Origin of the sequence: Angustibacter sp. McL0619 (genome assembly GCF_049994355.1) — a bacterium.
In the GTDB taxonomy this organism is placed as follows: domain Bacteria; phylum Actinomycetota; class Actinomycetes; order Actinomycetales; family Angustibacteraceae; genus Angustibacter.
In genome coordinates this window covers 833469-847345 of record NZ_CP188257.1, presented here as the reverse complement: position 1 = coordinate 847345, position 13877 = coordinate 833469, and the positions used below count along the sequence as shown (strand labels likewise).

Annotated in this window: 14 protein-coding genes; 9 read left to right on the top strand and 5 right to left on the bottom strand. The window is 72.0% G+C overall.

The window, feature by feature from the left end; translation table 11 throughout:
• Positions 1–48 precede the first annotated feature (48 nt).
• The 4 genes from ACPPVT_RS03590 to ACPPVT_RS03575 all read left to right on the top strand — a co-directional run bounded on the left by ACPPVT_RS03590 (position 49) and on the right by ACPPVT_RS03575 (position 5778).
• Positions 49–564: a hypothetical protein gene (locus ACPPVT_RS03590; RefSeq protein ID WP_426565542.1), complete on the top strand. Its 516-nt coding sequence runs from the start codon at positions 49–51 to the stop codon at positions 562–564.
• 96 nt (positions 565–660) lie between these two features.
• Positions 661–2121 (top strand): DUF222 domain-containing protein, encoded by a 1461-nt coding sequence (locus tag ACPPVT_RS03585; RefSeq protein ID WP_426565540.1) that lies wholly within the window; start codon positions 661–663, stop codon positions 2119–2121.
• 111 nt (positions 2122–2232) lie between these two features.
• Positions 2233–4125 (top strand): Na+/H+ antiporter NhaA, encoded by a 1893-nt coding sequence (locus ACPPVT_RS03580; protein ID WP_426565538.1) that lies wholly within the window; start codon positions 2233–2235, stop codon positions 4123–4125.
• 126 nt (positions 4126–4251) lie between these two features.
• A complete protein-coding gene (locus ACPPVT_RS03575; RefSeq protein WP_426565537.1) occupies positions 4252–5778 on the top strand; it encodes an APC family permease in 1527 nt (508 codons plus the stop codon).
• A gap of 33 nt (positions 5779–5811) precedes the next feature.
• Here the strand turns inward: ACPPVT_RS03575 and ACPPVT_RS03570 are convergent, their stop codons facing one another.
• From ACPPVT_RS03570 to ACPPVT_RS03560, 3 genes are read right to left on the bottom strand one after another with little or no spacing between them, the layout of a single operon-like run.
• On the bottom strand, positions 5812–6006 hold the full coding sequence (locus tag ACPPVT_RS03570) for a hypothetical protein (protein ID WP_426565535.1): 195 nt from the start codon (positions 6004–6006) through the stop codon (positions 5812–5814).
• Complete coding sequence (locus ACPPVT_RS03565) at positions 6003–7631, bottom strand: N-acyl-D-amino-acid deacylase family protein (protein ID WP_426565533.1); 1629 nt, start codon at positions 7629–7631, stop codon at positions 6003–6005. The genes ACPPVT_RS03570 and ACPPVT_RS03565 overlap by 4 nt, the downstream gene beginning before the upstream one ends.
• Positions 7632–7636: 5 nt before the next feature.
• Entirely contained in the window at positions 7637–9004 is a 1368-nt protein-coding gene (locus ACPPVT_RS03560) for an amino acid deaminase (RefSeq protein WP_426565532.1), read from the bottom strand.
• A 29-nt stretch (positions 9005–9033) separates the two neighbouring features.
• Here ACPPVT_RS03560 and ACPPVT_RS03555 point away from each other — a divergent pair, with 29 nt between their 5' ends.
• Genes ACPPVT_RS03555 through ACPPVT_RS03540 form a run of 4 tightly spaced genes read left to right on the top strand, consistent with a single transcriptional unit; the run spans position 9034 to position 11789 of the window.
• A complete protein-coding gene (locus ACPPVT_RS03555) occupies positions 9034–10062 on the top strand; it encodes a sugar kinase (RefSeq protein ID WP_426565530.1) in 1029 nt (342 codons plus the stop codon).
• Positions 10059–10475 (top strand): RidA family protein, encoded by a 417-nt coding sequence (locus ACPPVT_RS03550; RefSeq protein WP_426565528.1) that lies wholly within the window; start codon positions 10059–10061, stop codon positions 10473–10475. The genes ACPPVT_RS03555 and ACPPVT_RS03550 overlap by 4 nt, the downstream gene beginning before the upstream one ends.
• Positions 10472–11116 (top strand): nitroreductase family protein, encoded by a 645-nt coding sequence (locus ACPPVT_RS03545; RefSeq protein WP_426565526.1) that lies wholly within the window; start codon positions 10472–10474, stop codon positions 11114–11116. Before ACPPVT_RS03550 ends, ACPPVT_RS03545 begins: the two co-directional genes overlap by 4 nt.
• Positions 11117–11171: 55 nt before the next feature.
• Positions 11172–11789, top strand: coding sequence for a phosphatase PAP2 family protein (locus tag ACPPVT_RS03540; protein ID WP_426565524.1), 618 nt, complete (start codon positions 11172–11174; stop codon positions 11787–11789).
• Here the strand turns inward: ACPPVT_RS03540 and ACPPVT_RS03535 are convergent.
• Both ACPPVT_RS03535 and ACPPVT_RS03530 read right to left on the bottom strand, forming a co-directional pair.
• Positions 11731–12654, bottom strand: coding sequence for a M56 family metallopeptidase (locus tag ACPPVT_RS03535; protein WP_426565522.1), 924 nt, complete (start codon positions 12652–12654; stop codon positions 11731–11733). The genes ACPPVT_RS03540 and ACPPVT_RS03535 overlap by 59 nt on opposite strands.
• Positions 12651–13055, bottom strand: coding sequence for a BlaI/MecI/CopY family transcriptional regulator (locus ACPPVT_RS03530; RefSeq protein ID WP_426565520.1), 405 nt, complete (start codon positions 13053–13055; stop codon positions 12651–12653). The genes ACPPVT_RS03535 and ACPPVT_RS03530 overlap by 4 nt, the downstream gene beginning before the upstream one ends.
• Before the next feature lie 142 nt (positions 13056–13197).
• On the opposite strand from ACPPVT_RS03530, the gene ACPPVT_RS03525 reads away from it, so the two are divergent.
• Positions 13198–13875 carry a response regulator transcription factor gene (locus ACPPVT_RS03525; protein WP_426565518.1) on the top strand — a complete coding sequence of 226 codons (678 nt, stop codon included), beginning with the start codon at positions 13198–13200 and terminating at the stop codon, positions 13873–13875.
• The last annotated feature ends 2 nt before the right edge of the window (positions 13876–13877 follow it).

Here is a 13877-nt window from a genome sequence, read left to right as displayed (position 1 = left end):
GACTACGCTCGGCCCGCTCCACAGCGGGGTGAGCCGAGCGGGGGAAGCGTGCGCGACGAGATCGACGAGGACCGCGAGCTCGGGTTGCCCCCGCTGCCGGAGAGGTTGCAGCCGCCCGCCCGTCGGCGGCCGGTGGCGCCCTTCGCACCGCGCCGAGGCTGGGCACAGGCCGACACCGCACGACGTGCCTTCGCCCTGTCTGCGCTCGTGATCGCACCGGCGCTCTTCTTCGGGCCGTTCCGCTGGGTGGCGATGGCGTGGTTGGCGCCGACCCTCGCACCGCCGGCGTACTACTCGATGGCCCGAGTGCTGCGCCCGGCGCGACGGTCGGCGCCCCGGTCACGGCTGGACGACGTGCTGATCACTTCGGACGAGCTCCGGCACTGGACGGCAGCCGTCGCGACGGCCCTCGCGACCCCGGTCCTGTCGATGCTCTTGTTCTGGAAGCTGGGGTTCGACATCGACGAGTGGCCGCTCGCGTTGCTGCTCTACCTGGGAATCCCGGCGCTGTTCCTCGGCGTCGTCACGCTTCTCTGGGGCGCCGCCGCGCACCTCCGTCGCTGACCCGAGGGCCCCCGCATCGAGGTCAGCGGCTGGCCGGTTGTCCACAGATTTGGTTGGTACGTCCTGTTTGTCGGTGGCTTCTTCTAGGGTTGTCACATGACTTCAGCCCCCACCGACGAGTCCGGCGCCGCCTCTGCGGCGTTGGCGGACGCGTTGGCGGCGTTGGATCGGTTCGCTGCTGTCGAGGGGTGGCGGCTGGCCGAGGCCGAGCTGGGTGAGGCGCTGGCCGGGTTGGACCGGCTGGCCCGCCGGGTCGGGGCTCAGGCGGTCCGGGTGGTCGCCGAGGCCGAGGCCCGCGGGCTGCCCGGCCAGGGCGGGCACGCCCGGGCCGCGGGCTGGGTCGCCCAGGTGGTGCCGACGATGAGCGGGCGCCAGGCCGCCGCGCTGGGACGGCGCGCTGGGGAGCTGTTCACCGGCGCGGCCGCGGTCGACCTGGGCCCGACCCGGGCCGCGGTGCTGGCCGGTGCGGTCGGGTTGGACCAGGCCGACATCATCACCGCCACGATCACCGCGCTGCAGCCCCCCACCGTGCCGGCCCAGATGATCGACGCCGACACCGTGGACGAGGCGCAAGCCTTCCTGCTCGAGCAGGCCGGCGTGTTCGAGGCCGGCAAGCTGCGCCGCCTGGCCGGCTACCTGCGTGACCGCCTGGACCCCGACACCGACACCCGGCTGGCCCGCGACGAAGCCGCCCGCGACCGGGCCCGCACCCTGACCCTGGCCGCCACCGAGTCCGGCATGGTGCACCTGCAAGGCACCCTGACCCCGGCCTGCGGGGCCGCCCTGACCACCGCGATCGACGCCTGGTCCGCCCCCCAACCCGCCAGCGCACCCGCCGATGCCGGTACGGCCGACCCCCGCACCGGCGCCCAACGCCGCCACGACGGCCTGCACCAGCTCGCCGCGACCGCCGTCGCCGCCCCGGACCAGCTGCCCTCCAGCCACGGCAGCCCCTACCGGATCCTGCTCACCGTCCCGCACACCACCCTGACCACCACCCTGACCAACGCCGCCCTGACCAGCGCAGACCCGGCAGCCGGCCTGACCGGGCTGGCGCCGGCCACCCTGCCCGACGGCACCCCCCTCTCATCCACCGCACTGCAGACGATCGCCTGCGAGGCCGACCTGGTACCCGTGCTGGTCGACGACGTCGGCAACCCCCTCGACGTCGGGGACACCCAGTACGCCTTCCCGACCAGACAACGCACCGCCATCGCCCTACGCGACCAGCACTGCACCTACCCCGCCTGCACCGCCCCACCACCCTGGTGTGACATCCACCACCTGACCCCGTTCAGCCGCGGCGGCCGGACCGCGGTAACCAACGGCGCCCTGCTCTGCGGGCGCCACCACCGCCACATCCACCAGACCCGCGCCACTGGCCAGATCGAGCACGGCCACGTGCACTGGAACACCACCCCACCCGGCAGCCCAGCCAGCAGTCAAACCGCCAGCCCAACCAGCAGCCCAACCAGCACCCACCAGCCCTGCCTGACCCGCGCCCACCAAGCCCTCGACCACCTCATCCACCGCCACCTCACCCGACTCAGACGCTGAACCCGCTCAACCACGGACTCCGCTCAGCTACGAGCCGCGACCCGACGGGTGGCGGGAATGCCGCGCGGGCGGGCACGCTTCCCTTCTCGCGCGCTGAGTGAAGGGACGCCGATGAGCTCGACTGACGAGAACGGTCAGGACACGGGCGTGTCCACGCCGTGGAGGTCCAGGCGGAACACGCCGGTCCGCGAGTTCGTCCGCACCGAGACCGGCAGTGCCGCGTTGATCGTGGTCGCCATCGTCGTCGCGCTCGCCTGGGTCGCGATGTGGCCGTCCGGCTACGAGAACTTCTGGACCACCCCGCTGTCGGTGTCGCTGAACGACAGGACCCTCGGGCTTGACCTGCGCGGTTGGGTCAACTCCGGCCTGATGACGTTCTTCTTCCTGGTCATCGGGCTGGAGGCTCGGCGCGCGCTGGACATCGGTGAGCTGCGCGCCCGCAGCCGCACGGTGCTGCCGGTGGTCGCCGGACTGGCCGGGATGGCCGTCGCCGCCCTGGTCTACCTCGCGCTGAACGCCGGCACCCCCGCCGCGCACGGCTGGGGGGTGGCGATCTCGACCGACACGGCGTTCGCGCTCGGACTGCTGGCCCTGCTGCGCGCCCAGCCGGGCGGACGGTTGCGCACGTTCCTGCTCACCGTCCTGGTGGTGGACGACGTCCTGGCGCTGCTGGTGATCGCGATCGTCTACAGCGATGACGTCCAGGTCTGGCCGCTGGTAGCCGCTGTCGCGCTGTTCTCGGTGATCGCGTTCGGAGTGCTGACCCGGCGCCGGCACGGCGCCACCTACACCCTGCTCTCCATCGCGGTCTGGGCCTTCCTGTTCGAGTCCGGCGTGGACCCCCTCGTGCTCGGCCTGGCCCTCGGGCTGCTGCTCTACGCGGATCCGGTGGAGCCCGACGCGCTGGAGACGGCCACCGAGCGCTTCCGCTCGTTCCGCGAGCAGCCGACGTCCGAGCTGGCCCGCGAAGCCCAGCTTGGACTGCGCTTCGCGGTATCACCGAACGAACGCCTGCAGAACCTGTTCCACCCCTGGACCAGCTACGTGATCGTCCCCGTCTTCGCCCTCGCCAACGCCGGGATCCCGCTGAGCCGCGCGGCGCTGGACGACGCCCTGCACTCACCGATCACCATCGCCATCGTGCTCGCCTTCGTGGTCGGTAAGCCGGTGGGCGTGCTGGCCACGGCGTGGCTGGTGCGACTGGTCACCGGCGGACGGCTGCAGCCCGCGATCGGCTGGGGCGCCGTGGCCGGTGGCGCGGCAGCGACCGGCGCGACCTTCACGGTCTCGCTGCTGATCGCCTCGCTCGCCTTCCGTGGAGCACAGCTGGAGCAGGCCAAGATCGGCGTCCTGGCCGCGACCGTGCTCGCCGCCCTGGTGACCTGGCTGGTGTTCCGGGTACTGGCACTGCTCCCGCCTGCCTTGCGCAACCGCGCGACGTACGGGGCCGTCCCGGCGCTGACCGACCTGACCGAGCCGGTGGACCCCGAGCGCGACCACATCCGCGGCCCGCTGGACGCCCCGGTCACCCTGGTCGAGTACGGCGACCTGGAGTGCCCGTACTGCGGCCAGGCGGAGCCAGCCGTGCGCGAGCTGCTCACCGGCTGCACCGACGTCCGGTACGTCTGGCGGCACCTGCCGCTGCGCGACGTGCACCCGCGAGCCCAGGTGGCGGCGGTCGCCACCGAGGCGGCCGGTCGCCAGGACGCTTTCTGGCAGATGCGCGACCTGCTGCTGACCCGGCAGGACGCGCTGGCGCCGCGCCAGCTCGTCGGCTACGCCCGCGAGCTCGGGCTGGACGTCGAGCAGTTCACCACCGACCTCATGCACGGAAAAGGATCCGCTCGGATCGACGCGGACGTCGAAGGCGCAGCCGCCAGCGGAGTGCGCGGCACCCCTACGTTCTTCGTCAACGGACGACGTCACCACGGGGCTTTCGACCTGCCCGCGCTGCTCGCCTCGGTCGACGACGCCAGGCGGACGCTGGGCCTGTCCGCCAACTGACTCGCAAGTCAGCTACGAATCATGCCCACTCCGGACGCAGCGGACATCGGGCGACCCAAACCCTTGTGCAGCGGTGGTTCTGGGCCTAGGTTCGGCGCCACCTTCTCCGGGTCGAAAGGAACGCCGATGACGTCGTCCACCTCACCGCAAGCCCACTCGGGCGCAGCGGACGAGGAGCACCTGGCCGCGCTGGGATACAGCGGCGAGCTGCACCGCCACATGGGCCTGTGGTCCAACATGGCTCTTGGCTTCACCTACCTGTCCCCGCTGGTAGGCGTCTACTCGCTGTTCGCCTACAGCCTGTCGGTCGGCGGACCACCGTCGATCTGGTGGCTGGTGATCGTCGGCGCCGGGCAGCTGCTGGTCGCGCTCGTCTTCGGCGAGGTCGTCTCGCAGTACCCGCTGGCCGGCGGCATCTACCCCTGGACCCGCAGACTCTGGAACCGCCAGTACGCCTGGCTGGTGTCCTGGGTCTACATCTGGGCGATCATCATCACGGTCACCGCGGTCACCGAGTACGCCAGCGTCTTCGTGGGCGCACTCTTCGACATCGACCCAACCCCCACCATCACCTTCGTGACCGTCGCGGCCCTGCTGCTGCTGGCCCTCGCCTTCAACTACAGCGGCACCCGGATGCTCGGCCGGATCGCCCGAATCGGCCTGACCGCCGAGCTGGTCGGCGTGGTGGCGCTGGGACTGTTCCTGCTGATCTTCAAGCGCGAGCAGCCGTTCTCGGTGTTCTTCGACCCGATGGGCGCCGGTGGCGACGCGGCCTACCTGGGTACCTTCCTCACCGCCGCCCTCGCCGGCCTGTTCCTGTTCTACGGGTTCGAGGCGTGCGGTGACGTCGCCGAGGAGGTCGAGGACCCGACTCGACAGATCCCGAAGGCGATGATCCTGACCATCGTGGTCGGCGGGGTGTCCGGCCTGATGTCGTACGCGGGCTATGTGCTGGCTGCACCGAACCTGCAGGCCATCGTCGACGGCACGGACACCGACCCGATCCCGACGATCCTGAAGGACGCGCTCGGCACCGCAGGCTCCAAGGTGTTCCTGGTCGTCGCCGTGACCGCGTTCATCAGCTGCGTGCTGTCGCTGCAGGCAGCCGGAAGCCGACTGCTCTACGCGTTCGCCCGCGACAAGATGCTGCCGGGCAGCCCGTGGCTGTCCAAGGTGTCGGCCAAGCACGCCGTGCCGACCAACGCGCTGCTCGTCGTCTGCATCGTGCCGATGCTGATCTCGCTGTTCATCTGGTGGCGGCCGGACTCGCTGACCAGGGTCACCTCGTTCGCAGTCCTGGGCATCTACGTGGCGTTCCAGGCCGTCGTGCTGGCCGCGCTGCGTCAGCGGCTGCGGGGCTGGAAGCCGGCCGGGCTGTGGACGCTCGGGGGCTGGGGGATGACGGTCAACGTGGCCGCGCTGGCCTACGGCATCTTCGCGATGATCCTGCTGGTGCGCCCCGCTGACGCACCGGCCTTCCTGGACCGCTGGATCGTGCTGATCGGTCTGGCGATCGTGATGGGCTCCGGCCTGCTCTACCTGCTCATCGCACGGCCCGACAAGGGCTCGTCGGACGTCGCCGAAGGTGACGCGATCGAGGTTGCCGCGCACCTGCGGCAGATCCGTGCCGAGGCAGGGGTGGACCCGGTCTGACCCCACGCACGCCGGCAAGCCGGCGTGGGTCGGTCAGAGCCCCATCCGACCCACGCCGAGCTTGCTGGCCCCGACGGCGTCGTCATAGCTGACGCCCCACCGGGACAGCGAGTCCTGGTGCTCGTCGTAGTCGACCTCGTCGGGCAGGTGCTCCTCGGCCTCGGCCGCGTGCTCGTGGTTGCCACGACCCTTGAGCATGTCGATGATGTGGTGCTTCCCGATCTTCATCTCTGAACCGTAACCCCGAAGTGGCGCAGCGCGGTACCCGGCAAATCGGACGTTCGGTTCCCGCCATCCATCACCGCGACACCGTTGACCAGCACCAGCTCGATCCCCTCGGCCGGCTGGCGGGGCTGCTCGAACGTCGCGACGTCACGCACCGTTGCCGGGTCGAACAGAACGAGGTCGGCCGCGAACCCCTCGCGCACCAGCCCGCGGTCCACCAGCCCCAGCCGTCGGGCCGGCAGCCCGGTCAGGTGGTGCACGCACTCGGCGAGGTCGAGGACGCCGAGCTCGCGCACGTAGCGGGCCAGGTAGCGCGGGAAGGTGCCCCAGGCCCGCGGGTGCGGACGGTCACCGACCAGGATCGCGTCCGACCCACCGCAGTGCCGCGGGTGCGCCATGATCGCGCGGACGTTCGCCTCGTCCCCCACGTGCTGCAGGATCGTGGTCGCCGCCCGGTCGGCCACCAGCAGGTCGAAGTACTCCTGCGCCGGTGGACGTCCGGACGCCTGGGCCAGCTCGGCGACGGTGCGCCCGACGGCCGGCGAGCAGGCCGGGTCGCGCACGCCACTGACCTGGATGGTGGTCCAGTCGACCGGGCAGCCGTGGCAGCCATCGGTGCCGACGTCCTCCAGCTCGTGGGTGATCCGCGCCCGCGTGTCGGGGTCACCAAGTCGTTGCAGCAGAGCCGATGTACCGCCGGCCAGGGCCCAGCTCGGCAGCAGGGCACTGAGCGTCGTCGAGCCCGGCAGGTAGGGGTAGGTGTCCAACGTGACGTCCACGCCGTCGTCCAGCGCCCGGTCCACCAGGGCGAGCAGCTCGTCCGCCCGACCGCGGTTGGGCTCGAAGTTCATCGTGGCGTGGGTCAGGTGCAGGGCGCAGCCCGAGCGCCGGGCGACGTCCACCATCTCGGCGTACGCCTCGAGCGCCCCCCGGCCGTAGGACCGGGTGTGCGGGCTGTAGTAGCCGCCGCGCTCCGCGACCACCTCGCACAGTCGGACCAGCTCGTCGGTGCCGGCGAACATGCCCGGTGGGTAGGTGAGCCCGCTGCTCATCCCGAACGCGCCCTCGACCATGCCCTGGCGGAGCAGTGCGACCATCCGGTCGAGCTCGCTCGCGGTCGCTTCCCGGGCCTCGTCCCCCATCACCAGCAGTCGCAGCGTGCCCTGCGGCACGAGGTAGGCGGCGTTGCAGGCGATGCCCTGGTCGAGCCGGTCCAGGTAGCCGGCCACGGTCGTCCACTGGGTCTCGACGCCGCGGCTGTCACCGTTCCAGCCGGCGATCTGGTCCAGCAGGCGAGCGCGCACGGCGTCGTCCACCGGCGCGAACGACAGCCCGTCCTGCCCGAGCACCTCGGTGGTGACTCCTTGGCTGACTTTGGCGGTGTGGTCCGGCGCCGCCAGGATCTGCAGGTCCGAGTGCGCGTGCATGTCGATTAAACCCGGGCAGAGCACCAGGCCGTCGGCCTGCACCACCCGGCGAGCTGTGGCCGCCTGCCCCGCCGCGACCGCCTGCCCGGTCGGGTCCATCGCGGCGATCCGCCCGTCGGCGACGACGACGTCCGCGGTGACGCCGGGGCGGCCGGTGCCGTCCAGCACCGTCGCACCACGGATCAGCAGGTCGGCGGTCATCGGGCTCAGAAGTACGTCCGGATCAGGTCGACGACCACCGGGTCGTCGGCGGCCGCGTCGTCCAGGACCGGGATCAACCCCCACTTGTCGAAGGCCGTGCAGGGGTGCGAGAGGCCCAGCCGCAGCTCGTCACCGACCACCACCGGCGCGGGCCGGTCGGCGGGGAAGGACAGAAAACCGTGCTGGTCGTTGAGCGCGCTGACCGTCACCCCCTCCAGAACAGTCCCCTCGGACGGCCCGCCGGCCGCACCAGCGGGACCGACCGGGAACCGGCGCTGCACCGTGGGCAGGCCCTCGTCGAACGGCAGGTCGCGCTTGCCCGCGTCGAAGATCGCCGTGCCCGGCTCAGGCTGGGAGGTGACGCGGACCCAGCCGTGCATCGCCGACGTCAGCCGACCACCCGACGTACGCGGCCGCTCGCCCACCGGGGAGATGTGCCGGTAGAAGCCGTCGTCGTGCACCAGGTACGCCCCGGACCGCAGAACCACCTCGACCCCTTGTGCCGCAAGCGGTCCGAGCACCTCGGCGACCACGTCGAAGTACGCACTGCCGCCCGCGGTGACCACCGGGACGACGTCGGCCGGGTACAGGGCCTGTCCCGCCACCGCCTCGTGCACCGCCACCATCGCGGACAGGTAGTCGCGGATGACCGCCAGGCTCGCCGGGTCGCTGTCGTGCGCCAGCGCACCCTCGTAGCCGGCGACCCCGACCAACCTCAGGTGCTGGGCGGCGGCGATCGCGCGGGCCACCTCGAGGGCGGTCGTCAGGTCACGGGCACCCGTGCGGCCACCCGGCCCGCCGAGCTCGACCAGGACGTCGAGCGGCCGGGGCAGCGGCTGGTCCGCCCCGGCCAGCGCCTCGTCCATCAGGCGTACCGCCGCGACCGAGTCGGCCCACACGCTCACGGAGAACGAGTCGGCCCGGGCGAGCTCGGCCGCCAGCCAGCGCAGCCCCAGCGGCGAGAGCACCAGGTTCGCCACCATGACCCGGCCGACCGCGAACGAGCGCGCGACGGCGAGCTGGCTCAGGTTGGCCAACGTGATCCCCCACGCGCCGGCGGCCAGCTGCCGGGCCCACAGCTGCGGCGCCATCGTCGTCTTGCCGTGCGGCGCCAGGTGCAACCCGCGGTCGGCGACCCAGCCGGAGAGCAGCTCCAGGTTCGCGGCGACGTCCCGCTCGGACAGCGTGAGCAACGGCGTCGGGAGCTGCGAGCGCCGCAACCGGCGGGCGACGACGTCGTCGACGGTCAGCCCCCAGCAGTCCGGCGGCAGGGCCTTGTCGTGGGTGCTGACCCGGGCGGCGCGCAGGCTCGACACCGCTTCGCGGTCGATGCCCGCCGGCCGGGCCGGACTCCGGTCGCCTCCGTTGCGCATCACCCCATCATGGCTCCTAGGATCGGCGCGTGGGCGAGGCGCGGGTCGTGTGCATCGGCGAGGGCCTCGTCGTGCTGACCGGTGCGGACTCCCCGTCACTGGCCGAGGCCGGGCTGCTGCGCCGGTCCGTGGGCGGCGCCGAGGGCAACGTGGCGAGCGGCCTGGCTGCCCTCGGCCTGCGTCCCAGCTGGGTCTCCAGGGTGGGCGACGACCCGTTCGGCGAATACGTGGTCCGTGACCTGGCCCGGCGCGGGATCGAGGTCGGCGCCGTCCAGGTGGACCCGACCCGGCCGACCGGGATGTACCTGAAGGACCGGCACGGGGTTCGATCGCGGATGCACTACTACCGGGCCGGGTCGGCGGCCAGCGCGATGGACCCGGCGTTCCTGTCGGTGCCGGCGGTGGCTGCGGCGCTGTCGGCAGCCGATCTGGTGCACGTCTCCGGCATCACCCTCGGCGTAGTCGCCGACCCGGCAGCCTTCGTGGACGCGCTGCTGGCCCTCCGTGACCGGGTCGGGATGCTGCTCAGCGTGGACCTCAACTGGCGCCCGGTGCTGTGGCAGGGTCGCGACGGCGCCGAGCTGGCACGGCTGCTGGCCGCCGCCGACATCGCCCTGCTCGGCTCGGACGAGGCCCAGCTCGCCCTCGGCGCGGACGACGTCACCGGGCTGCGTGAGCTGCTTGGGCCGCGGCCGACGCTGGTGCTGAAGAGCGACGACCACCAGGCGGTGAGCGCTCCCGCGCATGGTGCCCCCACCGCCGTCCCGGCGCTGGCCGTGGACGTGCGCGACCCGATCGGCGCCGGTGACGCCTTCGCGGCCGGCTATTTGGCCGGGCACCTCGCCAGCCGTCCCCCGCGCGAGTCGCTGCGCCTCGGACACCTCACTGCCGCAACGGTTCTGGTCGTCGAGGGCGATCACGCCGAGGCGATCGACCCGGCTGTTCGCGAGGCACTGCTCAGGTGTGCGGACGAGCAGTGGGCGGCGACCGTCGTCCGCCCCACCGGGATCGACTCACCTGCGCTGGCCGACCTACCCGACGAGGAGATGACCCGATGAGCGACAAGACCCGGATCAGCACGGACGACGCACCCGCCCCCGCGCACACGTTCTCCCAGGGGGTGCGCAAGGGAAACATCCTGCAGGTCTCGGGGCAGGGGCCGGTCGACCCGCAGACCAACGAGTACCTGTACCCCGGCGATGTCGTCCGGCAGACCGAGCGGACGCTGCGCAACGTGGCCGCCATCGTCGAGGCCGCCGGGGCGTCGTTCGAGGACGTGGTGATGCTGAGGGTGTACCTGACCAAGCCCGAGGACTTCGCCGCGATGAACGAGGCGTACGGCGCGTTCGTCGGCGAACGCGTGCCGAGCGGCGTGCTGCCCGCGCGGACCACGGTGTTCACCGGGCTGCCCCGCGAGGAGATGCTGGTCGAGATCGACGCGCTCGCTGTGCTGCAAGGATCGGGGGCATGACCACGCTGCCGCTGACCCCGGACGAGCTGCTGACCACGACCCGGTCGGTGCGCAAGCGCCTCGACCTCACCCGCGAGGTGCCGCTGGAGCTGGTGCGTGAGTGCATCGACGTTGCCCTGCAGGCGCCGTCGGGGTCGAACCGGCAGAGCTGGCACTGGCTGGTGGTGACCGATCCGGCGCTGCGGCGCGGCATCGGCGACGTCTACCGACGCTCGGTCGCGTCGTACCTGGACTCGCCGGGGTCGGCGGGTGCGCTGTTCGCGCAGGACCCGGACCGGGCGCCGGTGCAGCAGCGGGTCGGTGACAGCGTGGCCTACCTCGGCGAGCACCTGGGAGAGGTTCCGGTGCTGGTGATCCCGTGCCTGACCGTGCGAGAGTTCGGCAGCGGCAGCCAGGGCGGGCTGTGGGGCTCGCTGCTGCCGGCGGCGTGGAGCTACTGCCTCGCGGCGCGGGCACGCGGCCTGGGTACGGCCTGGACGACGCTGCACCTGGAGTACGAGGAGGAGGTGGCCGGGCTGCTCGGCCTGCCGGACGGCGTCCGGCAGGGGGTGCTGATCCCGACCGCCTACTACACCGGTGACACGTTCAAGCCGGCTCGTCGCCAGCCGCTTGACGAGGTACTGCACGTCAACGGCTGGTAGCTGAACCGTCCGGGGCGTTACTACAACTGTTGTAGTTGTCGCTTAGCATGGGCGAATGAGCTCACCGGACGACGGCCTCTACCTCTGGGTGACGCGGCTGGCTGCCCGCAGTCCAGACGCGCTGAACGACGTGGTGGCCGCGTGGTCCCTGATCGGCTTGATGGTGCTCGCCCTGCTCCTGGCGGTCTGCGGTTGGCGGGCGAGGCGGTCGACCTCGAAGCTGGCACTCGTCCTGATGGCTCCGGTCGCGATCTCGGCCGCGTTCGCCGTGGACGCCGTCCTGAAGCTGCTCGTGCGCGAGGTCCGGCCCTGTGCGGCCAACGCGCACGTCGTCGTCCTCGAGGTGTGCCCGGGCACCGGCGACTGGTCGTTCCCCAGCAACCACACCGTGGTCGCGGTCGCCGCGGCGACGGCGATCTGGATGATCGACCGACGGCTGCGTCTCGTCGCGACCCTGGCGGCCGCGGGGGTCGGGCTGTCGCGGGTCTGGGTGGGCGTGCACTACCCGCACGACGTCCTGGCCGCCGTCGTCGTCGGCCTGCTGGTAACGATCCCGCTGATGCGCCGCGCGCGGCACCTCGAGCCGCTCGCGCGCCGGCTGCGGGAAGGGATCCCTATCGGGTCGCAACGAGCTCGGCGTGTTCGAAGAGGTCATGCGTCGCTGTCCCGGTGACCACCGCAACCACCAGGCCGAGGAACCCGACAGCGCAGACGGCGACCACCAGCGCGCGGCGTAGCGGGCGTGGCGGGTCCAGCAGCTGGCGAACGCGGTCCGGCACGTCGGTCGTCGTCATGGCCAACGCCCCCTGCACCTGCTGACCGGCCGACATCAGCGCGGCCCGAGCCAGCGCTGCAGCAACGGCCGGACGGGAGCCCAGGGCCCGCCCCGCGTCCTCGTCCGCCCAGCGTTCCACCGCGTACCGGACGGCGCCGGGGACGTTGCGCAGCAACGGGTTCGTCCGGGCGGCCAGCCGAGCGGCAGCCACCCACAGCACGTGGTGATGGCGCAGGTGCGCGAACTCGTGCTCGAGCACGGCCCGGCGGTCCTGGACGTCCAGGCCACGGATCAGCCCCGTCGACAGGACGACCCGGCCGGAGTCGCCCGCTCCCACCGCGAAGGCTCGCGGCGCCGCGTCGTCCACGATCGAGAACCCGTCGTCGGTCGAGGCCAGCGGACGGACCTCGCCGACCGCGCGAGTCAGCGCATGCGCCTGCTCCACCAGCAGGGCGAGGCCACTGGACAGCGCCAGCACCACGAGCAACGCCACCGCCACCCCCGCCGCCGGCGGAACGTCCGAACCCCGTTGCAACGCAACGGGATCCCAGCCGCCGGCACCCGCGACCGGGGCCAGCTGCGCGACCGCGACCAGGGCCAGCGACGCGAGCGAGAACCCGGCGGACGCCGAGGCCGCGAGCGCGCTGACCACGATCACCGGGGTGGCGACCGCGGCTGGCAGTACGGTTGCGAGCCGGCGCGCTGACAGCCCGAGGGCGGCGCAGCACGCCAGCGCGAGGGCCGCCGCGATCAGCGCGATCACGGCGCGGGCTCGTCCTGCTGGCGTTGCTCGGCCTCGGCGAGAAGCTCGCGCAGTACGGGGACGGCATCAGCGCCGAGGGTCCCGACGAACTGGGCGAGCACTGCGGAGCGGTCCGGCGCGGCATCCATCACGCGAGTCATCGCCCGGGCCGACTGCACGGCCGGGTCCGTCACCGCGGTGTAGGTGTAGCTGCGCCCGGTACGGACCCGGTCGACCAGGCCCTTGTCGTGCAGCCGCACCAGGGCCGTCATCACCGTCGTGTAGGCGAGGGTGGGGTCGACCGCCTCCTGGACCTGCGCCGCAGTCATCGCACCGGACGCGGTCAGGGCGGACAGCACGCCCGCCTCCAGGGCGCCGCGCTCCCGACGCGAACGGTTGTGCCCCGACCGGCTGCTGCTCACCGCCCCAGCGTAGGTGAGCGTGCCCCGGATCGAACAACGACACAGGTCGTAGTATCGAGGTCAGCGCTTCTCAGGTGTCCCTCAGCCGGCTCCAGCAAGTCTGGGCGTGGGTCACCGGACCCGCCCACGAGAGGACGCCCGGGTGAGACTGCTGGTCGTCGAGGACGAGCCGGGGCTCGCCGAGACCGTGCGGCGGGGCCTCAGCTCCGACGGGTTCGTCGTGGACGTCGTGCACAACGGGGAGGACGCTGTCTGGGCCGCGACCGAGAACGAGTACGACGTGATGGTCCTGGACATCATGCTGCCCAAGCTGAACGGGTACGAAGTCGTCAGGCAGCTCCGCGAGCGGAACAACTGGACGCCGATCCTGATGCTGTCGGCGAAGGACGGCGACTACGACCAGAGCGACGCCTTCGACCTCGGCGCCGACGACTACCTGACCAAGCCGTTCAGCTTCATCGTGCTGATCGCCCGGCTGCGGGCGCTGATCCGCCGCGGCGCACCGGAGCGGCCGGTGCTGCTCGCCGCTGGCGACCTGACCCTCGACCCGGCGCGACGACGGGTCGAGCGCCAGGGCCAGGTCGTGAACCTCACCCCGCGCGAGTACGGGCTGCTGGAGTTCCTGATGCACCGGCGCGGCGACGTGGTGACCAAGTCGCAGATCCTGGACGCCGTCTGGGACCCCGCCTTCGAAGGCGACCCGAACATCGTCGAGGTCTACATCCGGTACCTGCGGCGCAAGATCGACGTCCCATATGACCGGCACGCCATCGAGACCGTCCGCGGCATGGGCTACCGGATCGCCGAGGACGGCGGGTGAGG